Raw genomic sequence first — 24434 nt, 5'->3', positions numbered from 1 at the left:
CACCTTATGAAGTTGGCGATGAAACTGCGCACGCGGCTGTTCCTGAGTATCTCTGCGCTGATCACCGTGGCCCTGCTTGGGTTGCTGCTGGGGCTGGTGAGTGTCATGCAAATGGCCAAGACCCAGGAGTCCCTGATCCGCAGCAACTTCATTACCCTGGACCTTGGACTCAAGCTGCGCCAGACCCTGGGCGACCAGTTGATCCTGATGCTCAACGACACCCCGGACCCGGTCGCGCTGAATACATCCAAGCAGGAGTATTTCAAGCTGCTGGACCAAGGCATCGCCCATGAGAGAAGTGTGGACCGGATCGGCGGTCTCACTCAGGCCAAGGCCGATTACCTGAGGTTTATCGAAGCCTTCGACGAAAATGAAAGTACGCCGCCGTCCCTGCGCAATAACGCAAAACTTACCGCCAGCTTCAACGCCTTGCGCAATGGGCTGATCAGCGAACACAAAACCGCGCTGGAAAACATCAGCGAAACCGTGCGGCAATCGCGTGAGCGAGCCTTGTGGATCGCCGGCCTGCTCGGGCTGGTGGGGCTGGCAGTGCTGATCATCGGGTTCATCACCGCCCATGGCATCGCCCGGCGCTTTGGCGGGCCGATCGAGGCGCTGGCCAAGGCTGCCGATAAAATCGGCCAAGGCAATTTCGATGTCACGCTGCCTATTTCTTCAGCTGCAGAAATGAACCTGTTGACCCGGCGCTTTGGCATCATGGCCGAAGCCCTGCGTCAGCATCAGGCCACGAACGTCGATGAACTGCTCGCCGGCCAGCAACGCTTGCAGGCCGTGCTCGACAGCATCGACGACGGTTTGCTGATGATCGACCGCCAAGGCCGTCTTGAACACCTCAACCCGGTCGCCCAGCGCCAGTTGGGTTGGGACGAGACCCGCCTGGGAGAGGGCTTGGGCGAAGCGTTACAGCGCCCGGAACTGGATGAGCAACTGCATCTGGTGCTGCGCGGCGGCAACCTGGAGCGCGCGCCTGACGACCTGGAAGTGGAAGTCGAAGGCGAATCACGCCTGCTGACCTACAGCATGACGCCGGTCAGCCACCACCAGGGGCACATCCTCGGCGCGGTGATGGTGTTGCATGACGTGACCGAGCAGCGGGCCTTCGAGCGTGTGCGTAGCGAATTCGTGCTGCGCGCCTCCCATGAACTGCGCACGCCGGTCACCGGTATGCACATGGCATTCGGGCTGTTCCAGGAACGGGCGAAGTTCCCCGCCGAGTCGCGCGAAGCCGACCTGCTGAATACGGTCAATGAAGAAATGCAGCGCTTGATGCAACTGATCAACGACTTGCTTAACTTTTCCCGCTATCAGAACGGCCTGCAAAAACTCACCCTGGCGCCCTGCGACACCAACGATCTGCTCGAACATGCCCGCGCGCGTTTTGCCGAACTGGCGAATGCGCAAAACATCGACCTGGTGATAGAGGCACAGGCGCAACTACCCAGGCTACACGCCGACCGGGCGCAATTGGAGCGAGTCCTCGACAATCTGCTGGGCAATGCCCTGCGCCATACCAGCGAAGGCGGGCAGATTCGCCTGCAAGCGCGGCGCCATGGCGAACGGCTGATCATCAGCGTGGAGGACAACGGCGAAGGCATCGCCTATGGCCAGCAGGGCAGGATTTTCGAACCTTTTGTTCAGGTAGGCCGCAAGAAAGGCGGCGCCGGCCTGGGGCTGGCGCTGTGCAAGGAGATCGTGCAGCTGCACGGCGGCAGGATGGGGGTCTATTCCCGGCCGGGGCAGGGCACGCAGTTCTATATGGCGTTGCCGCTGTAACTATCAGTCAGCGCGCTACTCAAAGGCTGCAACGATCAAAGGAGGGAGCTCGACGACTCCCACATCAATTGCGCGCAGCGCTTAAAGACCTTAGCGGTGGTTCAGTGCCCGCAGGATCGCTGCACTTTGCGCATCCGGCGTACCGTCGAACAACGCCGGCCGGAAGCGCATCTGGAAGGCGGCCAGTACACGCCGTGTCGCCACATCCAATTCACCGGTTTGCGGCGTGGCATACCCCAAGCGTGCCAACTCTTCCTGGAACCAGGTAATGCTCGGCAACTGCCCGGCGTACTCGGCCTGATACCGCGCAACCGCCTGGGCCTCGGGCCAGATCCCCAGACCTTCATCAGCCAGGCGCTTCCAGGGGAACAACGGACCCGGATCGAGTTTGCGGCCAGGCGCGATATCGCTATGACCAATAATGAATCGCGGGTTGATCCGGTTGCGCTGGCTGATGTCCTTGAGCAAGGTCACCAGGGACTGGACCTGCGCCTCGGAGTACGGATACCAGACCCGACCTGTTGGCGTGTCGCGATAACCCGGATTGACGATCTCGATGCCAATGGAGCTGGAGTTGAGCCAGGTACGCCCCATCCACTCGCTCTCTCCGGCGTGCCAGGAGCGCTTGTCTTCATCCACCAGCTTATAGATGGTTGCGCGGGCATCATCGCCAATCAGGTAATGGCTGCTGACCTGGCCTTTGGTCAATAGCGCCAACGAGCTTTGAAGGTTGGTAGCGGTGTAGTGCAGGACGACGAACTGGATACGATGATCGAAGTTCACCGATGGGTGGCTGGTATCCAGCCGCGGGCCACTCGCACAACCGGCGAGGGTGAGGAACAGCAGAGCAGTAACTAGAAATTTCATGGCAACGGGCATTACGCTAAAGACGATAATGCAACAGTGTAACGTACGGTTTGCCGGCCAGCGGCCGGCAATACAAAATGGAACAAATTTTCAGGCCGCCTGCACCTGGTTGCGTCCCGCCGCCTTGGCCCGATACAACGCCTCGTCAGCGCGCTTGAGTGCCAGGTCGCTGCGCTCGCCGGGCTGGAACTGCGCCATGCCGATGGACATCGTAATGGTCACCCGCTCGCCCTTGAAGTGAAACGGGCACGCCTCGATGGCCGCCCGCAGGCGTTCGCCGAGTTCCAGCGCACCGCCCAACGCCGAATCCGGCATCAGCAGCACAAACTCCTCACCGCCAAACCGTGCGATAAAGTCCGTCGGGCGCAGGTGCTTGCTCAATACAGTGGCGATGATTTTCAGCACCTTGTCGCCCGCCAGATGGCCGTAGCTGTCATTGATGCGCTTGAAGTGGTCGAGGTCGAGCATCGCGAGTGACAGGCTGTTGCCCTGTTGATGCCAGGTATTGACCTCGTACTCCAGGCGCTCGCTCCAGGCCGCACGGTTGGGCAATCCAGTGAGCGGGTCGATCAAGGCTTTCTGGCGCTGCACCTCAAGGTGGTCCCGATAGCCCTGGGCCTCCTGCTCCATGCTCGCCACCCGCTCGGCCAAACCCTGCAACCGCGCGGCGACTTCATGTTCACGCTGGTCACGCTGCCTTTGATGCTCATCCATGGCACCCAACAGCCCCTCAAGATGACTTTCCAGCACTTGCTTGAGGTCATCGAGGTCGGCCGCTTCCTGGACACTGCTTTGCAAGCCATCCATCTGTTCACGGATTTGCGTGTCCATCTCGCGCGCGGCGCTGCGGCTGTCGGCGTGCCCGTCGCTGGCCGCCTGCAGGTTGCTCTGGAAGGCTTCCAGCCGCTCGTTGAGATGCTTGAGGTAGGCCTCGAACTCATGCTGGCCGCTATCGGTGATGGCCAGCATCAATACCGCCAGGTCATCGAGGATCGGTAGCAGTTCGTACCAATTCAGCCCCTGGGCCAGGCGTTCGCGCATGGCTTGCGCCTGGGGCCTGTGCCGCTCGGGCAGAGCGAGGTCGCCCAGCAGGCCGAGCAGGGTGTCTTCGATATGTTTGGCGACAGAGCTGTAGGACGGCTCGGGCGAATCGGGCAAGGCGTACAGCGCCTCAGGATCAACTTCAGCCGATTCGTCGTCCAGCACAGGCGGCAATGACAGACTGCCGATCTCGGTCGGTTGCGGCACCAGGGGCAGGACCTCGGGCGCAACTACCACCGCAGCGACAGCCCGTTCAGGCAGCGGGGCAAGGCTCACTTCGACAGGTCGGGGCGGTTCCGGGGTTTCGATGGCGACCGCGAGCGTCTCGACGGGTGATAAGCGAGGAGCGCCAACCTCAGGCACTGATGCCACACACTCATCCACATCAACCCGAGGCGCCACAGGCTGAGGTGCAGGCGCAGGCGCAACTTCAAGTACCGGCTGCTGCGGGGCCTGGGCTTGTGGCGCGAAGGCACGCAGGGCCTGGGCCAGCTCGGGCGCATCCTCAACCACCGGGGTGGCCGGGCTTGCTGCTACCGCAGGGGGTTGCCGGGAAGGCGGAGAAACAGCGGGCTCAACCGGCGCAACCTCTGTACCCGCCTCCTTGCCACCAAACAGGCGCTGCAACAAACCTGGACGAGCAGGTTCGTCATCCGACTCAAGATTACTCAGGGCCTGCCCTTGCAGACCGCTCAACTCACTGAGCAGCAGGGGAATTTCCCGCGCCTGGCCGACTCGGCTATCCAACTGCTTGGCAAAGCTCTTCAGCGGGCGACTGACTTCCCGGGGCAAGGGCAAGGCCTGTAATTGCGAGACCAAGGCGGTCAGCGCCGTACTGATCTGATCCACCCGCGTTTCACGGCGTTGCTCGGAGTCCAGCACGGCCTTTTCCAGGCGTGGCAACAAGGCAGCGAGCGCGGCGTCCATGTCATCGGTGCGCACCACATCGCGCATCTCTTTCATACACTGGTCCACGGCCCGATCCGTGCCTTCGGCCGCCAGCGTGCTGCGCACCAGCCCACGACGCAGCAAGTCGAGGCGCGCAGCCCAACGACGTTCGAGCTTTTCTTGTTGCTCGATGCTTAACAGGTATTTTTCTTTCCAGCGCTGGGCGTCGTCGCTCATGCAAGGGGTCCGCGAGGGCCGGGGCTCAACGCGGGTAATGCATCAGCCGTGAGCGAACCCGGCAGACGAATCTCTACCGCGACCGGCAGGTGATCGGAAATGGGCTGCGCCAGCACCTGCACGCGTTCCAGCGTCAGGGTCGGGCTTAACAGAATGTGATCTAGACAGCGTTGCGGACGCCAACTGGGGAACGTGGCTTCGACCTGCGGCGCCAGCAGCCCGAGGTCGCGCAGCGGAGAATTCTGCAACAGGTCGCTGGCGTGGGTGTTCATGTCCCCCATTAGCACCTGGTGTTTGTAATCGCCAATCAGCTCACGGATGTAGGCCAACTGCAGGGTCCGGGTACGTGCCCCCAGCGCCAGGTGCATCATGACCACCACCAGCGCCTCGGGCCCTTCGCCGAAGCGCACCAGAATCGCCCCACGCCCTTTCGGGCCCGGCAGTGGATGGTCTTCGATCACCGAGGGCTTCAACCGGCTGAGCACGCCATTGCTGTGCTGGCCCAGTCGGCCGAGGTTGCGATTGAGTTGTTGGTACCAGTAGGGGAAAGCACCGAGCTGGGCCAGGTGTTCGACCTGATTGACGTAGCCTGAACGCAGGCTGCCACCGTCGGCCTCCTGCAGGGCCACCAGGTCGAAATCGCCCAGCAGGTCGCCAATCTTCTGCAGATTGCCGGCCCGACCGTTGTGGGGCAGCAGATGCTGCCAGCCCCGGGTCAGGTAGTGGCGGTACTTTTCGGTACTGATGCCTACCTGGATATTGAAGCTCAGTAAGCGCAGCCGGCTATCCGCCGGCAGGCCGGTGGACGTCAGGTGGTGTTCGTTGACCTGCGGATCATGCAGGCCAACCACTCGTTCAGTACCCCAGCGACGCATGGCGAGCCCCTTACTTGGCTGCGCGCTCTTTGGCGATCAACTGGTCGGCAACGTTCAGGGTCGCTTCAGGACCACCTGTGGAGCCCAGGTCAAAGCGGTACTTGCCGTTGACGATCAGGGTTGGAACGCCTTGCACGCCGTACTTCTGCGCAAGATCCTTGGCCTGTTTGATCTGGCCCTTGATGGCAAAGGAATTAAAGGTGGTCAGGAACTTGTCCTTGTCCACGCCCTGGGTGGCGAGGAAGTCAGCCATTTCCTCAGGCTTGGTCAGGCGCTTGCCTTGTTTCTGGATTGCCTCGAACACCGCGTTGTGGACCTTATGCTCCACACCCATGGCTTCCAGGGTCAGGAACATCTGGCCGTGGGCATCCCAAGGGCCGCCGAACATGGCCGGGAGGCGCTTGAAGTTCACGTCCGAAGGCAGCTTCTCGGCCCAAGGGTTGATGGTCGGCTCAAAAGAGTAGCAATGCGGGCAGCCATACCAGAACAGCTCTACGACTTCGATCTTGCCCGGCACGGAAACCGGCACCGGATTGGCCAATTCAACATAAGTCTTGCCCGCTTCAAGCGGCACATCGGCGGCTTGGGCGGTCATGCCGAACAGGCTGGCAGTGACGAGAGCGGCGCTGAGGATCAATTTACGCATGCTTTACTCCTGGACAAATAAAGTCGCCTCGCGCGACCTTTTTTATGACAGGTCTACACGGGCATGAGTTCGTTAGTGTAACGGTAGCGGCCACAAAAAAGGGCGGCCTCAGCCACCCTTTTTATGCTTGCATCGACGGATTAATCGAGCGTTAACGTTACCGCTGATGTACCCCCGGTCTTGCGCACCTTACTTGTGCAGGCCCTGGATGTAGCTGGCTACCGCTGCAATGTCTTCGTCACTCAGTTTGCGCGCAATCGTACGCATGGTCATTGCATCGCCATCGTTGGCACGGCCGGCTTCTTCCTTGCGGAAATCAGTCAGTTGCTTGGCAATGTACTGGGCGTGCTGGCCACCCAGGTGCGGGAAGCCTGCTGCGGCGTTACCCGAGCCATCCGGAGAGTGGCAGCCGGTACAGGCCGGCAGGCCTTTGTCGAGGTCGCCGCCACGGAACAGCTTTTCACCACGTTCGACCAGTTTTGGATCCGCCGCCCCCACGCTGCCTGCCTGGCTGGCGAAATACGCCGCGATATCCGACAGGTCCTGATCGTTGAGATTGGTCAGCATGCCGGTCATTTCCAATACCGTTCGCTTGCCGTCCTTGATGTCGTGCATCTGCTTGGTCAGGTATTTCTCACCCTGGCCCGCCAGTTTTGGAAAGTTGGGTAACGGACTGTTGCCATCCGCTCCATGGCAGGCACCACATACAGCGGCCTTTGTCTGGCCAGCAGTAGCGTCACCTGCAGCATGGGCAACACCAGTGATGCCCAAGGTCAACAGCAGACTCACGATCAATTTGTTCATCAGCTAATCCAATTACGGCTAAAGGTTATAGAGTTATGGACCGGGTCTACTCGCTCATCAAAACAATGATGGCCTGGTAATCCTCGGCACGGCATTCCATGCACAAACCACGCGGCGGCATCGCCTTGAAACCCTGGGTCACATGCTGCACCAGCGTATCCATGCCTTGCGCCAGTCTCGGCGCCCAGGCTGCCTGGTCACCCCGCTTGGGGGCCATTGGCAACTGCCCGGCATGACAAGCCGCACAAACGCGGTTGTACACAGCTTCCGGATCCTGTGTAGCCTGCGCACTGTAAAGTGGTATCAGGACACCGACAGCTAGCAGCCACTGGGTCATACGTCGACCTTTTCAGGGTTTGGAAGCGTTTTGCGTTCTAATGCGCAATAAAGGTCTATCGCTCCCGTGAACTTCATCCTTCGCTGGGACAAAGCACACACAAAATCTGCGGCATTATATACTGGCGCCACTGAAACGGGAACGACACTACTTGCCGCACCCATTCCCGGCACCGCCCACATCGGAAATCCCATGCAACTCAAGAACCCCATCCTCGGTCTGTGCCAACAGTCCACGTTCATGCTCAGCGCCGCCAAAGTCGACCAATGCCCCGACGACGAAGGCTTTGAAGTGGCCTTCGCCGGGCGCTCCAACGCCGGTAAGTCCAGCGCGCTCAACACCCTGACCCATGCCAGCCTGGCTCGCACCTCGAAAACCCCGGGCCGCACACAGCTGCTCAACTTCTTCAAGCTAGACGATGATCGGCGTCTGGTCGACCTGCCGGGCTACGGTTACGCAAAAGTACCTATCCCATTGAAGCTGCACTGGCAGCGTCACCTGGAAGCCTATCTGGGTGGCCGCGAAAGTCTGAAAGGGCTGATCCTGATGATGGATATCCGTCATCCAATGACCGATTTCGACCTGTTGATGCTCGATTGGGCGGTCGCCAGTGGCATGCCAATGCATATTTTGCTGACCAAGGCCGACAAATTGACCTACGGCGCAGCCAAGAACACCTTGCTCAAAGTGCAGGCCGAAATCCGTAAGGGTTGGGGTGATGCGATCACTATCCAGCTGTTCTCGGCGCCCAAGCGCATGGGCCTGGAAGACGCCTATACCGTGCTGGCAGGCTGGATGGAGCTGGCGGACAAGGGCGCGGAAATCGCCGAGTAACTTTTCTGCAGGCAAAAAAAACCCCGGACTTCGTATGGGGAGGGGAAGTTCGGGGTCCAAGTTCCGGACCGCTAGGGCGGGGTCCAGATATCTGCCAACACTTAACACAACATAGGAGCATTGAAGGGCTTCACCACCCATTCAGTAACTCTGAGTGACTTTTCATGGGTTAAGTTCCGGCGCCCGGAAAAACTATTGGAAATAACTCTCGGAGCTTTCCGATCTATAGGCAGTGCTGCGACGTCATGCCGCAGCACTGCCAGATGATCAGTGCGCCTGGTCCCAGTTATCGCCCACCCCGACTTCCACCAGCAGTGGCACATCCAGGCTCGCCGCACCGCTCATGTGCTCGCGAATCTTCTCGCTGACCTCAGCCACCAGGTCTTCGCGGACCTCCAGTACCAATTCATCGTGTACCTGCAGGATGACCTTGGCGTCCAACCCCGACTCCGTCAGCCAGTTGTCGACCTTGACCATGGCTTTCTTGATGATATCGGCGGCAGTGCCCTGCATCGGCGCGTTGATCGCGGTACGCTCTGCGCCCGCGCGCTCCTGGGGCTTGTTGGAGTGGATATCCGGCAGATACAGGCGGCGCCCGAACAGGGTTTCCACATAGCCCTGGTCGGATGCCTGGGCACGGGTGCGCTCCATGTACTCGCGCACCCCTGGGTAGCGGGCAAAGTACACATCGATGTAGGCCTTGGCCGTCTTGGTATCGACGCCAATATCCTTGCCCAGCTTCTGCGCGCCCATGCCGTAGATCAGGCCGAAGTTGATCGCCTTGGCGCTACGGCGCTGGTCGGACGTGACCTCACCCAGCTCGACCTTGAACACCTCGGCCGCCGTGGCCGTGTGTACATCCAGGTTGTCGCGGAAGGCGTTGAGCAAGCCCTCGTCCTTGGACAGGTGCGCCATGATCCGCAGTTCGATCTGCGAGTAGTCCGCCGCCAGCAGCTTGTAGCCCTTGGGCGCAACGAACGCCTGGCGGATCCGCCGGCCTTCGGCGGTGCGCACCGGGATGTTCTGCAGGTTCGGATCACTGGACGACAAACGCCCGGTAGCGGCCACGGCCTGATGATAAGAGGTGTGGATCCGCCCCGTGCGCGGGTTGATCTGCTCGGGCAAACGGTCGGTGTAGGTGCTTTTGAGTTTGCTCATGCTGCGGTACTGCATCAGCACCTTAGGCAATGGATAGTCATCTTCGGCCAGCTTGGCCAGCACTTCCTCGGCGGTAGAGGCCTGGCCCTTGCCAGTCTTCTTCAACACCGGCAGCCCGAGTTTTTCGTAGAGGATTGCCCCCAATTGCTTGGGCGAACCCAGGTTGAACTCCTCGCCGGCGATTTCATACGCCTGACGCTCCAGTTCCACCATCTTGTTGCCCAGCTCGATGCTCTGCACGCCGAGCAGCGCGGCATCTACCAGGGCACCCTGGCGCTCGATCCGCGCCAGTACCGGCACCAATGGCATCTCGATATCCGTCAGCACACTGGCCAGACTCGGCAGGGCGCAGAGTTGTTCGTAAAGGGCCAGGTGCAGGCGCAGGGTCACATCGGCATCTTCAGCAGCGTAGGGACCGGCCTGCTCCAGGGCAATCTGGTCGAAGGTCAGCTGTTTGGCGCCTTTGCCGGCGATGTCCTGAAAGCTGACGGTGTCATGCTCCAAGTACTTCTTCGCCAGGCTGTCCATGTCGTGCCGGGTCGCGGTGGAGTTCAGCACGTAGGATTCGAGCATGGTGTCGAAGGCGATGCCGCGCACGGTGATGCCGTGCGCCGGGTCGCCGCCAATGGCGCAATTGGCCAGGATATTCATGTCGAACTTGGCGTGCTGACCGACCTTGAGCTTGTTCGGGTCTTCCAGCAGCGGCTTGAGAGCCAACAACACCGTATCGCGGTCCAGTTGCTCGGGCACGCCGATGTAGGAATGGGTGAGCGGGATGTAGGCCGCTTCATTGGCCTGCACCGCAAATGAAACCCCCACCAGTTGCGCCTGCTGGGCGTCGACACCGGTGGTTTCGGTATCAAAGGCAAACAACTTCGCGTCATTGAGTTTTTTCAACCAGACGTCAAAGCGGGCCTGGTCGAGGATGGTCTCGTACTGCGCTTCGACCGGGGCCACAGGCGCTTGGGCCGCAACTGCAACCTGAGCCGGTGCAACGTCAGCGGCAGCCTTGAGCTCGACCCGCTTGGCATCACGCTGAATCTCATCGATCCAGCTCTTGAACTCCAGCAGGGTGTACAGCTCAAGCAGCTTCTCGCGATCCGGCTCGATCAGGTGCAAGTCTTCCAGGCCAACATCCAGGGGCACATCGACCTTGATGGTCGCCAACTGGTAGGACAGGAACGCCATCTCTTTGTGCTCTTCCAGCTTGGCCGGCAGGGTCTTGGCCCCACGGATCGGCAAGCTCGGGACAATATCGAGCTGCTCGTAGAGCTCTTTCAATCCGCCGTTCACACCGACCAGCAGTCCCGAAGCGGTCTTAGGACCGATACCGGGAACACCCGGGATGTTGTCGGAGGAATCGCCCATCAACGCCAGATAGTCGATGATCTGCTCGGGAGCGACACCAAATTTCTCCTTTACGCCGTCCACATCCATGGCGCTACCGGTCATGGTGTTGACCAAGGTAATGTGCCCATCGACCAACTGCGCCATGTCCTTGTCACCCGTGGAGATCACCACCGGGCGGTCGGCAGCCGCACTGCTGCGGGCCAGGGTGCCGATCACGTCGTCGGCCTCGACACCTTCGACACACAGCAGCGGGAAGCCCAGGGCGATCACGCTCTGGTGCAGCGGCTCGATCTGCACGCGCATGTCATCGGGCATGCTCGGGCGGTTGGCCTTGTATTCGGCGTACATGTCATCGCGAAATGTCCCGCCCTTGGCGTCGAACACTACCGCGAACGGACTGTCCGGGTACTGCTTGCGCAGGCTTTTGAGCATGTTCAACACGCCCTTGACCGCACCGGTCGGCAGGCCTTTGGACGTAGTCAGCGGCGGCAGCGCGTGGAAGGCGCGGTACAGATATGAAGAACCGTCCACCAGGACGAGGGGGGCTTGGCTCATGAGCAGGATCAACCTTTTCGGCGGGTCTGGCGCTAGAATAGCCGGACCATTGACAACAAAGGGACAAGGTTATCATGCGCACATTCAATCGCCTGCTGTTGACCGGCCTGATTGCACTCGCTCCGATGGCTGCCATAGCGGCAGACGATGCTCCTTCGGGCGATCCGGAAGTCACCATTCGCACGGAAGGCGACAAGACCATCCAGGAATTCCGCCAAAACGGCTTCCTGTACGCAATCAAGGTAACGCCCAAGGGCGGCAAACCGTATTTTCTGGTGCGCGCGGACGGAACCGATGCGAACTTCATCCGCTCGGACCAGCCGGATATGCTGATCCCGTCATGGAAGATCTTCGAATGGAAATGATTTCTTAATTTTAATCGGCGCTGCGGCCCGCGGCGCCCGTACTGGCAGTTTTAACCATGTCTGTGTTCACCCCCCTGGCTCGGCCCGAGCTGGAAACCTTTCTCGCCCCTTACGGGCTCGGCCGCCTGCTCGATTTCCAGGGGATTGCCGCTGGTAGCGAAAACACCAACTTCTTTATCAGCCTGGAACAGGGCGAATTTGTCCTGACCCTGGTTGAACGCGGCCCCGTGGACGAAATGCCGTTCTTCATCGAACTGCTCGACGTACTCCACGACGCCGACCTGCCCGTGCCTTACGCCCTGCGCACCACCGACGGCGTGGCCCTGCGCGAATTGGCAGGCAAGCCGGCGCTGCTGCAACCGCGCCTGGCGGGCAAGCACATCCAGGACGCCAACGCCCAGCATTGCGTGCAAGTAGGCGAGTTGCTTGGCCACTTGCACCTGGCCACACAGGGCGACAAGGTGCTGGAGCGCAAGACCGATCGTGGGTTGGATTGGATGCTCGAGGAGGGCGCGCAGCTGATTTCGCACCTCGACGCCCACCAGCAGCAGCTGTTGCAAACGGCACTGGATGAAATCCAGCAACACAAGGAACAGATCCTCACGCTGCCCCGCGCCAACCTCCACGCCGACCTGTTTCGCGACAACGCGATGTTCGAAGGCACCCACCTGACCGGGTTGATCGACTTCTACAACGCGTGCTCCGGGCCGATGCTGTACGACGTGGCAATTGCCCTGAATGACTGGTGCTCGGACGCCGCCGGGGTGATCGACGGCCATCGCGCCCGCGCACTGCTGGGCGCCTACGCGGCACTGCGGCCGTTCAGCGCCAAGGAAGCCGAGCTGTGGCCGACCATGTTGCGCGTGGCGTGTGTGCGGTTTTGGCTGTCACGGCTGATTGCTGCCGAGTCATTTGCCGGGCAGGACGTGCTGATTCACGATCCAGTGGAGTTCCAGCAACGACTGGAGCAGCGCCAGCAGGCCACTCTCCAACTGCCGTTCGCCCTCTGACGCTGTGGGAGCGGGCTTGCCCGCGATGAGGGCGTGTCAGTCGCCTATCAGCGCCTGATACACCGCTATCGCGGGCAAGCCCGCTCCCACACAAGCCTGCTCCCACAGGGGTTCTATGTCGTCGGTTACAACGACTCCAGGCACCCTGCCAAATCGTTACCCAGTTTCTCCAGCAACTGCTCATACCCCTGGCCCGTGGCCGGGGTGTAGCCGCCCAGGGCATCCAGTTCCGCCAGTTTCACCGGCAGGCCAGCCACCAGGGTCTCGGCCAGGCGGGGGCGCAAGGGTGGCTCGCTGAACACGCAGGTCTTGCCCACTTCCTGCAGGCGCGTGCGCATCGCCGCCACATGCTGGGCACCGGGTTGTACCTCGGCGGCCACGCTGAACACGCCGGTGTGCTTGAGGCCGTAGGCATCTTCAAAGTAATCGAAGGCTTCGTGGAAGACGAAGTAAGGCTTGCCGGCGATCCCCGTCAGGCGCGCTTTCAAACGCAGGTCCAAGGCATCCAGGCGCCCGTTGAACGCTTGCAGGTTGCTCTGGTAGCGCTCTGCGTTGGCGGGGTCAGCCGCGCTCAAGTCCGCCGCCATCCTGGCCGCAATCACCCGCGCATTCACCGGCGACAACCACAAGTGGGCATCCAGGCTGCCGGGGCGATGGTCGTGATCATGATCGTCGGCTTCTTCGCCATGGGAGTGATGATCTTCGGCGAAATGCCGCAGCTTCAGGCCCGGCAGTTCCTGCACGGCCACTGTGGGCAAGTTGCGACCCTTGAGGACCCGTGGCAGGAAGCCTTCCATGTCCGGACCGATCCAATACAGCAGATCCACCGACTGCACACGCCGTACGTCGGATGGGCGCAATGCGTAGTTATGCGGCGAGGCTCCCGGAGGCAGCAACACCTCTGGAACCGCCACGCCGTCCTGCACAGCGGCGGCAATCAGCTGTAAGGGTTTGATGCTGGTGAGCACCCGAACCTCGGCCTGGGCAGCCCCGGCAATCAATAAACTGGTGACAAATACGACAAAAACGGCAAAAAGTCGGGACACGATAAGCACTCAAGTCAGCAGGAACGGGTAACATAATAACGTCTCTCACAAATATCTGTCGCCGCTCATGCCTAAAACACCGCTTGCCAGCCGTCCCCACGACCACTCTCACTGCGTGCACAACGCACTGTCGGAGGCCGATGCCCTGTGCGCACGCCAAGGCCTGCGCCTGACCGCCCTGCGTCGGCGGGTGCTGGAACTGGTGTGGCAGAGCCACAAGCCACTGGGTGCCTACGACATTCTCGGCGTGCTCAGCGAGCAGGACGGTCGCCGCGCCGCGCCGCCCACGGTGTACCGTGCGCTGGACTTCCTGCTGGAAAATGGCCTGGTGCACCGCATCGCCTCGTTGAACGCGTTTGTCGGCTGCAACCACCCGGAACACGCGCATCAGGGCCAGTTCCTGATCTGCCGCGAATGCCACGCCGCCATCGAGCTTGAACAAAAAAGCATCAGCGACGCGATTATCAAGAGTGCCGGCGATGTCGGCTTCCGAGTCGAAGGGCAGACCGTCGAAGTGGTTGGCATCTGCTCGGGCTGCCAGGGGGCTTGATGAGCACTGCGCTGATCCGCCTGGAACAGGTCGGCGTCACGTTCGCCGACCAGAACGTGCTGGACAACATTGACCTGAGCGTCGAGCCGGGGCAGATCGTCACCCTGATCGGCCCCAACGGCGCCGGCAAGACCACCCTCGTACGCGCGGTACTGGGGCTGCTCAAGCCCGATAGCGGCAGTGTCTGGCGCAAGCCCAAGCTGCGCATCGGCTACATGCCGCAAAAACTGCACGTCGATCCGACCTTGCCGCTCTCGGTGCTGCGTTTCCTGCGCCTGGTACCGGGCGTGGACCGCACTCGCGCCCAGGCTGCGCTCAAGGAAGTGGGTGCCGAGCAGGTCATCGACAGCCCGGTCCAAAGCATCTCCGGCGGCGAAATGCAGCGCGTGCTGCTGGCCCGCGCCCTGCTGCGCGAACCCGAATTGCTGGTGCTCGATGAACCGGTGCAGGGCGTCGACGTCGCCGGCCAGGCCGAGCTCTACAGCCTGATCACCCGCCTGCGCGACCGGCATGGCTGCGGCGTGCTGATGGTGTCCCATGACCTGCACCTAGTGATGAGCACCACCGACCAGGTGGTCTGCCTCAATCGCCACGTCTGCTGCTCCGGCCACCCGGAGCAGGTCAGCGGCGACCCGGCCTTCGTCGAGCTGTTCGGCAAAAACGCCCAGAGCCTGGCGATCTACCACCACCGTCACGACCATGCCCACGACCTACATGGCGCCGTGGTCGCCGATCCGACTGCCCCTCATACCCACGTCCACGGAGATGGCTGCAAGCATGGCTGATTTTCTGCTCTACGCCCTGCTTGCAGGCTTGGCTCTGGCGCTGGTGGCGGGCCCATTGGGTTCGTTCGTGGTCTGGCGACGCATGGCCTACTTTGGCGACACCTTGTCCCACGCTGCCTTGCTCGGCGTGGCCCTGGGCTTTTTGCTGGACGTCAGCCCGACCATTGCCGTGACCGTCGGCTGCCTGCTGCTGGCGGTGCTGCTGGTGACCCTGCAACAGCGCCAGCCACTGGCCTCGGACACGCTGCTGGGGATCCTTGCGCCGAGCACCCTGTCCCTGGGCCTGGTGGTGCTGAGCTTTATGCATGAAGTGCGGATCGACCTGATGGCCTATCTGTTCGGCGACCTGCTGGCCATCAGCCCCACGGACCTCGCCTGGATTCTCGGCGGCAGCGCTGCGGTGCTGATTCTGCTGGTAGCCCTGTGGCGACCGCTGCTGGCAATTACCGTCCACGAACAGCTGGCCACTGTCGAAGGCCTGCCCGTACCAGCGCTGCGCATGACCCTGATGTTGCTGATCGCGGTGGTGATTGCTGTCGCAATGAAGATAGTCGGCGTATTGTTGATCACGTCGCTATTGATCATCCCCGCCGCCGCCGCCCAGCGTCATGCACGCTCGCCGGAACAGATGGCGGTTGGCGCCAGTTTGCTGGGGATGCTTGCCGTGTGTGGTGGCCTGGCACTGTCCTGGTTCAAGGACACCCCGGCCGGGCCGTCGATTGTGGTCACGGCCGCCGCACTGTTTCTGCTGAGTTTTGTCCTGCCCCGTCGAGGGGTGTAGACTTGCTCGCTTTTTGCGCAATTAGAGAGTCGCAGGAATGAAGCCGTTCACCTCCCGTTATCTGCTCCTTGCCGCATTTTCCCTGCTGCTGGGCGCCTGCCAAAGCACCCCGCCCGTCGCCCCCGAGGTGCCGGATGCGCGCGCGGTGGCCATTGCACAGCTGGAACAAAACCTGGCCAGCAGTGAGCTGGCCACCGCCGAGGACCAACTCGCCGCGTTGCAGGCCCAATCGCCCGACGACCCGGCACTCGAGCCGTATCAGCGCCAACTGGCCGAGGCCTATTTGCAGCGCAGCCAGATCGTCCTGCAAAAAGGCGATGTCAACGCCGCCGCTACGGCCTTGAGCCGCGCCCGGGCGTTGATGCCCAAGGCTCCCGCGCTGACCGGTGGGGTCAACAATGCCATCGCCCACGCGCGCAAAGCCGAGCTGGATAAAGCCGAAGCCGCCCTGAAAGCTGCCGAAGCCAAGCCGCCAGCCAAGGTCATCGACCCCACCGCCGAAAGCACCACGGTGGCGCTGAACCTCACGGATATCCAGGAATTGCGCCATCAACTGGATGCCATCGCCACCGATGTGGTGAATTACCAGTGTGATGTGAGCATCCAGGTGCCGCGCACCGAGGATTACCCGTGGCTGAACACGCTGCTGACTAAACGGGTGAAGCGGATTGATTCAGGGTACGACCTGAAGATTCATCGGCAGATCCTCAGGCATATTCCGGCGCAGGTTGTGTTGATTCCGCGTAAAGCCGACTGAAGCCAGTCGCGGGCAGTGCGACGATTCGACTTGCCCGCGATGGCGCCCTATCAAACTACCAATGACTTAAGCCGGAACCGCCTTGGCCCTAGGCTCGCGTTCCCAGACCCGATGCTGGGCAATCGCCGCAATAAACGCCTTCAACGCCTTGGCATCCCCGCCGACAATCAGTCCCGCATCCGCCTCCAGCTTGAGCACCTGCAGCAACTGCTTCGCCTCACCCGCCAAGGCAATCGCCTTCAAATGCTTGTACGCCTCCAGCAGGTAATGCAACGCCACACCGTCGCCGCTCAACGCCTGGATCGACTTCGCCCCACCCGGCACAAACACCGCATCGAACGCGACTGACGGCAGGCCTTCCATCGAGGCATCCACCGCCAGGCTCTTGCCATCGGCGGTGGTCACCGGCGCCGAGGTCGGCCCAAGCAACTTGGCATGGGCGCCTTCTGCGGCCAGCGCCTTTTTCAGCGCGGCAATCGCGGCACCATCCACACCATTGGCCGCCAGGATCGCCACCTTGCGCGTCTTGATATCCCCCGACAGCAGGTTGGCCTGGCTCAAGGCCGGCGAACGCTCCGGTGCGGTCTTGCGCACCGGCACGGTGCCTTTTTTCGGCGCCGGCAGGCCCAGGTTCTCGGCCACGCGCTTGGCCAGGCCCAGGTCGATATTGGCCAGGATCTCATTGACCTGACGCGCGCGGATAAACTCACGCTCGACCTTGCCCAGCTCAAAGCTGTAGGCCGCGATGATGTGCTCCTGCTCGTGCGTGCTCATGCTGTTGAAGAACAGGCGCGCCTGGGAGAAATGGTCGCTGAACGATTCACTGCGCTCACGGATCTTGTGCGCGTCGATGCGCTCCGGGTACGACTCGAAACCGCCGTCCTGTGCTGCCGGCGGGGTTTCTTTCGGCCAGCCGCCATCAATAGAGTTCGGCTCATAGGACGCGCGGCCTTTATCGACGGTGCTGCGGTGCATGGCATCGCGCTGGTTGTTATGCAGGGGCGTCAGCGGCTGGTTGATCGGCAACTGGTGAAAGTTCGGGCCACCTAGACGGCTGATCTGTGTGTCGGTGTAGGAAAACAACCGACCTTGCAGCAGCGGGTCATTGGAGAAGTCGATACCCGGCACGATATGGCCTGGGCAGAACGCGACCTGTTCAACTTCAGCGAAGAAGTTGTCCGGGTTGCGATTGAGCACCATCTTGCCCAGCGGGGTGATGGGCACCAACTCTTCCGGAATCAACTTGGTCGGGTCGAGGATATCGAAATCGAACGCGTGCTCCTTATCTTCCGGAATCACCTGTACGCCCAATTCCCACTCCGGGTAATCGCCCATCTCGATCGCATCCCACAGATCGCGACGGTGGTAGTCGGTATCTTTACCGGCCAACTTTTGCGCTTCGTCCCACACCAGGGAGCAGGTACCCGCTGTCGGGCGCCAGTGGAATTTGACGAAGTTGGATTGACCCTCGGCATTCACCAGACGGAACGTGTGCACCCCAAAACCCTGCATGCTGCGCAGGCTTTTTGGAATGGCGCGGTCGGACATCGCCCAGATCACCATGTGCGCCGATTCCGGCTGCAGCGAGACAAAATCCCAGAACGTGTCGTGAGCCGAGCCGCCGGTAGGAATTTCGTTGTGCGGCTCAGGCTTTACCGCATGCACGAAGTCAGGAAACTTGATCGCGTCCTGAATGAAAAATACCGGCATGTTGTTGCCCACCAGGTCGAAGTTGCCTTCGTCGGTGAAGAACTTCACGGCAAAGCCGCGCACGTCACGCACCGTATCGCCTGAACCACGCGGGCCCTGCACTGTGGAAAAACGCGTGAACACCGGGGTTTTACGGCCTGGGTCACGCAGGAAACCCGCCTTGGTCAGCGCCGAATGGTTTTCATAGGTCTGGAAGTAGCCATGGGCGCCAGTGCCGCGGGCGTGCACGATGCGCTCCGGGATACGTTCATGGTCAAAGTGCGTGATTTTTTCACGCATGATGAAATCTTCCAGCAGCGAAGGCCCCCGGGCGCCGGCTTTCAGGGTGTTCTGGTTATCGGAGATTTTCACCCCCTGGTTGGTGCGCAGCGCCTGGCCAGTGGCGTCGGAACGGAATTTTTCCAGGCTTTGCAGCTTGGCATTGGTGTTGCCACGGTCCAGGGTATCGGTGCCTGCAAGCTCGCTCTTGGGCGGCGTAGCGGGTTTTTTGGTACTCATCAGACAAAACTCCTCGTTTGCGTAGGCCAGAGCGGTCCCTGGCTCGTGTGAGCAAAACCCCGGGCACGGCACCCGGGAAATCGAGTTGCTTAAGTAGTGACTGACGGGATTTTTTACCGTTCCTTTTTTATGACCTTTGATCGCGTTATTGCCAAATCGCTGGTTGAATACGAAATAAATGCTAAGAAACGCTATACGGACAGGCTAAAATGCGCGCCCGGCTAACCGCTGATCCCTTTTCAATGCGCCCCACAAGGTTCGCTACGTGATCGAGTTTCATAACGTCCATAAAACCTACCGGGTCGCCGGCAAGGATATTCCCGCACTGCACCCCACCAGCCTGCGCGTCGAGAACGGCCAGGTGTTTGGCCTCATCGGCCATTCCGGCGCGGGAAAAAGTACCCTGCTGCGCCTGATCAATCGTCTGGAAGAGCCTTCGGGCGGCCAGATCAAGGTCGATGACGAAGAAGTCACCGCCCTGGATGCCAACGGCCTGCGCCGTTTCCGGCAGCAGGTCGGGATGATCTTCCAGCACTTCAACCTGCTGGCCTCCAAGACCGTCGCCGACAACGTCGCGCTGCCACTGACCCTGGCGGGCGAACTGTCGCGCCGCGAGATTGATGCGCGCGTGGCCGAGCTGCTGGACCGGGTCGGCCTCGCCGACCATGCCAAGAAGTACCCGGCGCAGTTGTCCGGCGGCCAGAAGCAGCGCGTCGGTATCGCCCGCGCCCTGGCCACCAAACCGAAAATCCTGCTGTGCGACGAAGCCACCAGTGCCCTCGACCCGCAGACCACCGCCTCGGTCCTGCAACTGCTGGCCGAGATCAACCGCGAGTTAAAGCTGACCATCGTGTTGATCACCCATGAAATGGACGTGATCCGCCGTGTCTGCGACCAGGTCGCCGTGATGGACGCCGGGGTGATTGTCGAGCAAGGCCCGGTGGCCGACGTGTTCCTGCACCCCAAGCACCCGACCACCAAGCGTTTTGTGCAGGAAGCCGAGCAGGTCGATGAAGGCGAGCAGCGTGATGTGTTCGCCCATGTGCCAGGCCGCATCGTGCGCCTGACGTTCCAGGGCGAAGCGACCTACGCGCCACTGCTGGGTACCGTCGCCCGCGAAACGGGTGTGGACTACAGCATCCTCGCCGGTCGTATCGACCACATCAAAGATACCCCTTACGGGCAACTGACCCTGGCCATCACCGGCGGTGACATGGAAGCGGCGTTCGCGCGCTTTACCGCAGCCGATGTGCATATGGAGGTCCTGCGTTAATGGACGTGCTACTGCATTACTTCGACAACGTCGACTGGGCTGATATCTGGGTTGCCACCAGCGACACCATGCTGATGCTCAGCACCTCGCTGTTTTTCACCGTCCTGGTCGGCCTGCCACTGGGCATCCTGCTGTTTCTTTTCAGCCCACGGCAGTTGCTGGAGCAGAAAACCACTTATGCCGCCCTGGCATTCGTGGTCAACGCCATCCGCTCTCTGCCGTTTATCATTCTGTTGATCGTGATGATCCCCACCACGGTGTTCCTCACCGGCACTTCGCTGGGCGTGGCCGGTGCGATTCCACCGCTGGTGGTAGGCGCTTCGACGTTCTTCGCACGGCTGGTGGAAACCGCCCTGCGCGAGGTCGATCGCGGCATCATCGAGGCGACCCAGGCCATGGGCGCCACCACACGGCAGATCATCACCAAGGCGCTGCTGCCCGAGGCAAAGCCGGGCATCATTGCTGCAATCACCGTGACCGCCATTGCCCTGGTGGGCTACACCGCCATGGCGGGTGTGGTGGGGGCCGGCGGCCTGGGCGACCTGGCGATCCGTTATGGCTACCAGCGCTTCCAGGATGACGTCATGGTCGTGACCGTGGTGATGTTGATTGTGCTGGTGCAGATTCTGCAAACCATCGGCGATAAGCTGGTGACACACTACTCTCGAAAATAAAGGCGATTGCCGGCCCCCGCCGGCAGATGCCCGAACAAGGAGCTTGTTGGATGAAAAAACTACTGGTTGCTTTCGCCGCGGTTGCCGCGTTTTCCGCCCACGCCGCCGAAACCCTGACGGTCGCCGCCACACCGGTGCCGCACGCGGAAATCCTTGAATTCGTGAAGCCGGCCCTGGCCGCGCAAGGCGTGGACCTGAAGGTCAAGGTGTTCACCGACTACGTGCAGCCGAACGTACAGGTGGCCGAGAAGCGCCTGGACGCCAACTTCTTCCAGCACCAGCCGTACCTGGATGAGTTCAACAAAGCCAAGGGCACCCACCTGGTCAGCGTCGCCGGCGTGCACCTGGAGCCACTGGGCGCGTACTCCAGCAAGTACAAGACCCTGGCCGAGCTGCCGAACGGTGCCAATGTAGTGATCCCTAACGACGCCACCAACGGCGGCCGCGCGCTGTTGCTGCTGGCCAACCAGGGCCTGATCACCTTGAAGAACCCGACCGATATCCTGTCGACCATCAAGGACATCACCGGCAACGAAAAAGGTCTGAAATTCCGCGAACTGGAAGCCGCCACCCTGCCGCGCGTGCTGACCCAGGTCGACCTGGCGCTGATCAACACCAACTACGCCCTGGAAGCCAAGCTGGACCCTTCCAAGGATGCCCTGGCGATCGAAGGCAACGACTCGCCTTACGTCAACATCCTGGTGACCCGCGAGGACAACAAGGATTCGGACGCGGTGCAGAAGCTGGTCAAAGCCCTGAAGACCCCGGAAGTGAAGAAATTCATCAACGAGAAGTACAAAGGGGCGATCCTGCCGGCGTTCTGATCGGGCTCCAACACACCGCAGTTCAGAATGTGGGAGCAGCTTTATGTGGGAGCGGGTTTGCTCGCGATGCAGGCGCCGCGGTGTATCAGTTACACCGCGGTGATGCTATCGCGAGCAAGCCCGCTCCCACATTTGTTTTGTATGGTCAGCAAAATAGCCGTTCGGCTCAGTTGCGCTGCAACAACCCCGGCAACTGCGCCACCAGCTTCTGGTTGTTCAACGGCGCACGAATAAACCCGCGCTGGGTGCCGTCCGGGCCGATCAACGCCAAGTTACCGCTATGGTCGACGGTGTAGTTCGGCTTGCTGGTATCCGCCGGAATAAACGGAATGCTCACGGCATTCGAGACCTTCTGCACCTCTTCCACATTCGCCCCGGTCAGGCCTGCAAATTGCGGATCGAAGTAGCTCAGGTATTGCTTGAGCTGAGTCGGCGTGTCGCGATGCGGGTCAACGCTGACCAGGATCACTTGCAGCTTATCCACCACGTCCTTGGGCAGCTCGCTCTTGATCTGCCGCAACTGGGCGAGGGTGGTCGGGCAAATGTCCGGGCAGAAGGTGTAGCCAAAGAACAGCACGCTCCACTTGCCCTTCAACTCATTGACCAGTACCGGCTGGCCGTCCTGGTTGGTCATGGTCACAGGCGGCAGCTGGCGGCTTTGCGGCAGCAGGATAATGCCCGCGTCGATCAATGCCGTGGGGTCGCCCTGGCCCTTGCCAGACAGCACTTTGTTGACGGTCAGGCCCATGATCAACGCCACCAGGGCCACCAGGATAAAGACAGTTTTTTGAGTTCGAGTCATAGGTTCAACAATAAGTAGTGGTCTACGAGCAGGGCGATAAATAGCAAAAACAGGTACCAGATAGAGTACTTGAAGGTATTGATCGCCGCGTGCGGCCGACTGCCACGGTACAGCACCCAGGCCCATTGCAGAAAGCGCGCGCCCAGAACCAGCGCACACCCCAGGTACAACAGCCCGCTCATATGGATCACATAGGGCATCAGGCTCACCGCCAGCAGCGCGAAGGTGTAGAGCAGGATATGCACCTTGGTGTAGTGCTCGCCGTGGGTCACCGGCAGCATCGGGATATCGGCCTTGGCGTACTCCTCCTTGCGATGGATGGCCAGGGCCCAGAAGTGCGGCGGGGTCCAGGCGAAGATAATCAGCACCAGCAACAACGGCTCGGCACTCACATGCCCGGTGACCGCCACCCAACCGAGCAACGGCGGCGCCGCGCCGGCCAGGCCGCCGATCACGATGTTCTGTGGCGTCGCCCGCTTGAGAAAACCGGTGTAGATCACCGCATAGCCCAGCAGTGAGGCCAAGGTCAGCCAGGCCGCCAGTGGGTTGGTAAACGCCAGTAACAAGCCCAGCCCGGCCACCGCCAGCGCCAGGGCAAATGTCAGCGCGGCGGCCGGCGACACCCGGCCTTCCGCCAGCGGCCGCTTATGGGTGCGCGCCATCAGCGCGTCGATGCGCCGGTCCACCACATGGTTGACCGCCGCTGCGCCGCCGGCACACAGGGCAATCCCCAGGTTGCCGAAGATCAGCACCGTCCACGGCACCCCGGCGCGGGTGGCGAGAAACATACCCACCAGCGAGGTGATCAACATCAGCACCACCACCTTGGGCTTGGTCAGCTCCAGGTAGTCGCGCCAGATCGCCTGGCTGTGACGCTCGCCAATCAAGGTCGCCATGGCATCTCTCCTTTAAGGGTAATCAGACCCGACACGTGCTTGCGCGGGCTGAAGCGCCAACCGAACGGCACTTGATGGCGGACCCGCACCAGGCTGGTACGGGCGTGGTAATTGACCAGCACCAGGGTCAGCAGCAACGCTGCACCGCCGGCGTTATGGGCGACCGCCACCGGCAGCGGCAAATGAAAGTACACATTGCTCAGGCCCAGGCCGATCTGCACGGCCAGGGCGACCAGCAGCAGGCCCGCCAGGCGGGTCATGCCCACCGCCTTGAGCTGCCAGGCCAGGCCCAGCAGCGCCACAGTCACCACCAGCGCGCCCAGGCGATGGGTCAGGTGAATCGCCGTACGCGCATCACTGTCCAGTTGCCCGCCCAGGTAGTTGGGGCCGATATGCTGGGTCAGGTGAAAGCCATTGGCAAAATCCGCCGCCGGCCACCACTCGCCATGGCAGGTCGGCAAGTCGATACAGGCCACCGCCGCATAGTTGGAACTGACCCAGCCGCCGAGGGCGATCTGCCCGATCACCAGCACCAGGCCGGCGGTGGCCCAATACTGCAAACGCCGGGGCACGATCAGCGCCGGCAACACCCCGGACAGACGCAGGGTCAACAGAAACAACAGGCTTAACGTCGCGAAGCCACCCAGCAAATGCCCAGTGACCACCTGCGGCCAGAGCTTGAGCGTCACCGTCCACATGCCAAAGGCTGCCTGGGCAAACACCACAACCAGCAGGAACAGCGGCAGCTTCAACGGCTGCCCCGGATGCCGGCGATGGGTCCAGGCGCGGGTGGCCAACAGCGCGATCAACAACCCCAGGGTGCCCGCCGCATAGCGATGGACCATCTCGTTCCAGCCTTTGTCGGCCTCCACCGGCGTGTCCGGGAAGTGCAACTCGGCATGGGCCAACTGGGCCTCGCTTTTCGGCACGCTGATAAAGCCATAGCAACCCGGCCAGTCCGGGCAACCGAGGCCGGCATGGGTCAGGCGCGTGTAGGCGCCCAGCAGCACCACAATCAGCGCCAGCAGGGTGGCAAACAGCGCGAGGCGAAATCCAGGTTTGGCCATGACGATGCCC

23 protein-coding genes are annotated in these 24434 nt (G+C 61.5%); 11 read left to right on the top strand and 12 right to left on the bottom strand.

Translation table 11 applies throughout. The annotated features are described in order from the left end of the window. Window positions 1-6: 6 nt before the first annotated feature. Window positions 7-1794 carry a KinB sensor domain-containing domain gene (locus tag HU773_RS01400; protein ID WP_057957908.1) on the top strand — a complete coding sequence of 596 codons (1788 nt, stop codon included), beginning with the start codon at window positions 7-9 and terminating at the stop codon, window positions 1792-1794. Between the two features lie 90 nt (window positions 1795-1884). On the opposite strand, the gene HU773_RS01395 is transcribed toward HU773_RS01400, so the two are convergent. The 6 genes from HU773_RS01395 to HU773_RS01370 form a co-directional block, all read right to left on the bottom strand. After that, window positions 1885-2661 carry an N-acetylmuramoyl-L-alanine amidase gene (locus tag HU773_RS01395; protein WP_057957907.1) on the bottom strand — a complete coding sequence of 259 codons (777 nt, stop codon included), beginning with the start codon at window positions 2659-2661 and terminating at the stop codon, window positions 1885-1887. Window positions 2662-2751: 90 nt separating this feature from the next. Further along, on the bottom strand, window positions 2752-4827 hold the full coding sequence (locus HU773_RS01390) for a GGDEF domain-containing protein (RefSeq protein WP_057957906.1): 2076 nt from the start codon (window positions 4825-4827) through the stop codon (window positions 2752-2754). Further along, a complete protein-coding gene (locus tag HU773_RS01385) occupies window positions 4824-5702 on the bottom strand; it encodes an endonuclease/exonuclease/phosphatase family protein (protein ID WP_057439246.1) in 879 nt (292 codons plus the stop codon). Before HU773_RS01385 ends, HU773_RS01390 begins: the two co-directional genes overlap by 4 nt. A gap of 10 nt (window positions 5703-5712) precedes the next feature. Next, window positions 5713-6348: a thiol:disulfide interchange protein DsbA gene (gene dsbA, locus HU773_RS01380; RefSeq protein WP_057439247.1), complete on the bottom strand. Its 636-nt coding sequence runs from the start codon at window positions 6346-6348 to the stop codon at window positions 5713-5715. 189 nt (window positions 6349-6537) lie between these two features. Beyond that, the gene (locus HU773_RS01375; RefSeq protein ID WP_057439248.1) at window positions 6538-7152 is read right to left on the bottom strand and encodes a c-type cytochrome; all 615 of its coding nucleotides are present in this window, start codon (window positions 7150-7152) and stop codon (window positions 6538-6540) included. Between the two features lie 46 nt (window positions 7153-7198). Further along, window positions 7199-7489, bottom strand: coding sequence for a c-type cytochrome (locus tag HU773_RS01370; RefSeq protein ID WP_057439249.1), 291 nt, complete (start codon window positions 7487-7489; stop codon window positions 7199-7201). Between the two features lie 192 nt (window positions 7490-7681). Between HU773_RS01370 and yihA the strand changes: the two genes are divergently transcribed. After that, on the top strand, window positions 7682-8323 hold the full coding sequence (yihA, locus tag HU773_RS01365; RefSeq protein WP_032862650.1) for a ribosome biogenesis GTP-binding protein YihA/YsxC: 642 nt from the start codon (window positions 7682-7684) through the stop codon (window positions 8321-8323). Window positions 8324-8590: 267 nt separating this feature from the next. On the opposite strand, the gene polA is transcribed toward yihA, so the two are convergent. Next, window positions 8591-11386 carry a DNA polymerase I gene (polA, locus tag HU773_RS01360; RefSeq protein ID WP_057957905.1) on the bottom strand — a complete coding sequence of 932 codons (2796 nt, stop codon included), beginning with the start codon at window positions 11384-11386 and terminating at the stop codon, window positions 8591-8593. Between the two features lie 74 nt (window positions 11387-11460). Here polA and HU773_RS01355 point away from each other — a divergent pair, with 74 nt between their 5' ends. After that, window positions 11461-11751, top strand: a complete 291-nt coding sequence (locus HU773_RS01355; RefSeq protein ID WP_169960467.1) for a DUF2782 domain-containing protein — start codon at window positions 11461-11463, stop codon at window positions 11749-11751. A 56-nt stretch (window positions 11752-11807) separates the two neighbouring features. Next, entirely contained in the window at window positions 11808-12761 is a 954-nt protein-coding gene (locus HU773_RS01350) for a homoserine kinase (protein WP_057439250.1), read from the top strand. Between the two features lie 125 nt (window positions 12762-12886). Here the strand turns inward: HU773_RS01350 and HU773_RS01345 are convergent, their stop codons facing one another. Then, window positions 12887-13816, bottom strand: coding sequence for a zinc ABC transporter substrate-binding protein ZnuA (locus HU773_RS01345; protein ID WP_057439251.1), 930 nt, complete (start codon window positions 13814-13816; stop codon window positions 12887-12889). 58 nt (window positions 13817-13874) lie between these two features. Here HU773_RS01345 and zur point away from each other — a divergent pair, with 58 nt between their 5' ends. The 4 genes from zur to HU773_RS01325 are packed head-to-tail and all read left to right on the top strand — an operon-like array spanning window position 13875 to window position 16680. Beyond that, complete coding sequence (gene zur / locus HU773_RS01340; RefSeq protein WP_029290345.1) at window positions 13875-14357, top strand: zinc uptake transcriptional repressor Zur; 483 nt, start codon at window positions 13875-13877, stop codon at window positions 14355-14357. After that, window positions 14357-15142 carry a zinc ABC transporter ATP-binding protein ZnuC gene (gene znuC / locus HU773_RS01335; RefSeq protein ID WP_057444838.1) on the top strand — a complete coding sequence of 262 codons (786 nt, stop codon included), beginning with the start codon at window positions 14357-14359 and terminating at the stop codon, window positions 15140-15142. Before zur ends, znuC begins: the two co-directional genes overlap by 1 nt. Beyond that, the gene (znuB, locus tag HU773_RS01330) at window positions 15135-15923 is read left to right on the top strand and encodes a zinc ABC transporter permease subunit ZnuB (RefSeq protein WP_029290341.1); all 789 of its coding nucleotides are present in this window, start codon (window positions 15135-15137) and stop codon (window positions 15921-15923) included. Before znuC ends, znuB begins: the two co-directional genes overlap by 8 nt. 37 nt (window positions 15924-15960) lie before the next feature. Beyond that, on the top strand, window positions 15961-16680 hold the full coding sequence (locus HU773_RS01325) for a PA5502 family lipoprotein (protein WP_057439252.1): 720 nt from the start codon (window positions 15961-15963) through the stop codon (window positions 16678-16680). Window positions 16681-16746: 66 nt separating this feature from the next. Here HU773_RS01325 and katE read toward each other — a convergent pair whose 3' ends face one another. Beyond that, complete coding sequence (katE, locus tag HU773_RS01320; RefSeq protein ID WP_258571572.1) at window positions 16747-18918, bottom strand: catalase HPII; 2172 nt, start codon at window positions 18916-18918, stop codon at window positions 16747-16749. Between the two features lie 235 nt (window positions 18919-19153). Between katE and HU773_RS01315 the strand changes: the two genes are divergently transcribed. Genes HU773_RS01315 through HU773_RS01305 form a run of 3 tightly spaced genes read left to right on the top strand, consistent with a single transcriptional unit; the run spans window position 19154 to window position 21659 of the window. Further along, window positions 19154-20161 carry a methionine ABC transporter ATP-binding protein gene (locus HU773_RS01315; RefSeq protein ID WP_057439253.1) on the top strand — a complete coding sequence of 336 codons (1008 nt, stop codon included), beginning with the start codon at window positions 19154-19156 and terminating at the stop codon, window positions 20159-20161. After that, window positions 20161-20835 carry a methionine ABC transporter permease gene (locus HU773_RS01310; protein ID WP_029290333.1) on the top strand — a complete coding sequence of 225 codons (675 nt, stop codon included), beginning with the start codon at window positions 20161-20163 and terminating at the stop codon, window positions 20833-20835. The genes HU773_RS01315 and HU773_RS01310 overlap by 1 nt, the downstream gene beginning before the upstream one ends. Before the next feature lie 50 nt (window positions 20836-20885). Next, entirely contained in the window at window positions 20886-21659 is a 774-nt protein-coding gene (locus tag HU773_RS01305) for a MetQ/NlpA family ABC transporter substrate-binding protein (protein WP_057444837.1), read from the top strand. 166 nt (window positions 21660-21825) lie between these two features. Here the strand turns inward: HU773_RS01305 and HU773_RS01300 are convergent, their stop codons facing one another. Genes HU773_RS01300 through HU773_RS01290 form a run of 3 tightly spaced genes read right to left on the bottom strand, consistent with a single transcriptional unit; the run spans window position 21826 to window position 24424 of the window. Continuing rightward, window positions 21826-22461: an SCO family protein gene (locus tag HU773_RS01300; RefSeq protein ID WP_057439255.1), complete on the bottom strand. Its 636-nt coding sequence runs from the start codon at window positions 22459-22461 to the stop codon at window positions 21826-21828. Continuing rightward, the gene (cyoE, locus tag HU773_RS01295) at window positions 22458-23357 is read right to left on the bottom strand and encodes a heme o synthase (protein WP_057444836.1); all 900 of its coding nucleotides are present in this window, start codon (window positions 23355-23357) and stop codon (window positions 22458-22460) included. The genes HU773_RS01300 and cyoE overlap by 4 nt, the downstream gene beginning before the upstream one ends. After that, window positions 23345-24424 (bottom strand): COX15/CtaA family protein, encoded by a 1080-nt coding sequence (locus HU773_RS01290; RefSeq protein WP_128593083.1) that lies wholly within the window; start codon window positions 24422-24424, stop codon window positions 23345-23347. Before HU773_RS01290 ends, cyoE begins: the two co-directional genes overlap by 13 nt. Window positions 24425-24434: the final 10 nt, after the last annotated feature.

Origin of the sequence: Pseudomonas shahriarae, from assembly GCF_014268455.2 — a bacterium.
Classification (GTDB): domain Bacteria; phylum Pseudomonadota; class Gammaproteobacteria; order Pseudomonadales; family Pseudomonadaceae; genus Aquipseudomonas; species Aquipseudomonas shahriarae.
This window is presented reverse-complemented; position numbering and strand designations above follow the sequence as displayed.

What these genes read in the sequence shown, in the direction of transcription:
- HU773_RS01400 (WP_057957908.1), top strand. Translation starts at nt 7, where the DNA reads ATGAAGTTGGCGATGAAACTGCGCACGCGGCTGTTCCTGAGTATCTCT.
- HU773_RS01395 (WP_057957907.1), bottom strand. Translation starts at nt 2,661, where the DNA reads ATGAAATTTCTAGTTACTGCTCTGCTGTTCCTCACCCTCGCCGGTTGT.
- HU773_RS01390 (WP_057957906.1), bottom strand. Translation starts at nt 4,827, where the DNA reads ATGAGCGACGACGCCCAGCGCTGGAAAGAAAAATACCTGTTAAGCATC.
- HU773_RS01385 (WP_057439246.1), bottom strand. Translation starts at nt 5,702, where the DNA reads ATGCGTCGCTGGGGTACTGAACGAGTGGTTGGCCTGCATGATCCGCAG.
- dsbA (WP_057439247.1), bottom strand. Translation starts at nt 6,348, where the DNA reads ATGCGTAAATTGATCCTCAGCGCCGCTCTCGTCACTGCCAGCCTGTTC.
- HU773_RS01375 (WP_057439248.1), bottom strand. Translation starts at nt 7,152, where the DNA reads ATGAACAAATTGATCGTGAGTCTGCTGTTGACCTTGGGCATCACTGGT.
- HU773_RS01370 (WP_057439249.1), bottom strand. Translation starts at nt 7,489, where the DNA reads ATGACCCAGTGGCTGCTAGCTGTCGGTGTCCTGATACCACTTTACAGT.
- yihA (WP_032862650.1), top strand. Translation starts at nt 7,682, where the DNA reads ATGCAACTCAAGAACCCCATCCTCGGTCTGTGCCAACAGTCCACGTTC.
- polA (WP_057957905.1), bottom strand. Translation starts at nt 11,386, where the DNA reads ATGAGCCAAGCCCCCCTCGTCCTGGTGGACGGTTCTTCATATCTGTAC.
- HU773_RS01355 (WP_169960467.1), top strand. Translation starts at nt 11,461, where the DNA reads ATGCGCACATTCAATCGCCTGCTGTTGACCGGCCTGATTGCACTCGCT.
- HU773_RS01350 (WP_057439250.1), top strand. Translation starts at nt 11,808, where the DNA reads ATGTCTGTGTTCACCCCCCTGGCTCGGCCCGAGCTGGAAACCTTTCTC.
- zur (WP_029290345.1), top strand. Translation starts at nt 13,875, where the DNA reads ATGCCTAAAACACCGCTTGCCAGCCGTCCCCACGACCACTCTCACTGC.
- znuC (WP_057444838.1), top strand. Translation starts at nt 14,357, where the DNA reads ATGAGCACTGCGCTGATCCGCCTGGAACAGGTCGGCGTCACGTTCGCC.
- znuB (WP_029290341.1), top strand. Translation starts at nt 15,135, where the DNA reads ATGGCTGATTTTCTGCTCTACGCCCTGCTTGCAGGCTTGGCTCTGGCG.
- HU773_RS01325 (WP_057439252.1), top strand. Translation starts at nt 15,961, where the DNA reads ATGAAGCCGTTCACCTCCCGTTATCTGCTCCTTGCCGCATTTTCCCTG.
- HU773_RS01310 (WP_029290333.1), top strand. Translation starts at nt 20,161, where the DNA reads ATGGACGTGCTACTGCATTACTTCGACAACGTCGACTGGGCTGATATC.
- HU773_RS01305 (WP_057444837.1), top strand. Translation starts at nt 20,886, where the DNA reads ATGAAAAAACTACTGGTTGCTTTCGCCGCGGTTGCCGCGTTTTCCGCC.
- HU773_RS01300 (WP_057439255.1), bottom strand. Translation starts at nt 22,461, where the DNA reads ATGACTCGAACTCAAAAAACTGTCTTTATCCTGGTGGCCCTGGTGGCG.
- cyoE (WP_057444836.1), bottom strand. Translation starts at nt 23,357, where the DNA reads ATGGCGACCTTGATTGGCGAGCGTCACAGCCAGGCGATCTGGCGCGAC.
- HU773_RS01290 (WP_128593083.1), bottom strand. Translation starts at nt 24,424, where the DNA reads ATGGCCAAACCTGGATTTCGCCTCGCGCTGTTTGCCACCCTGCTGGCG.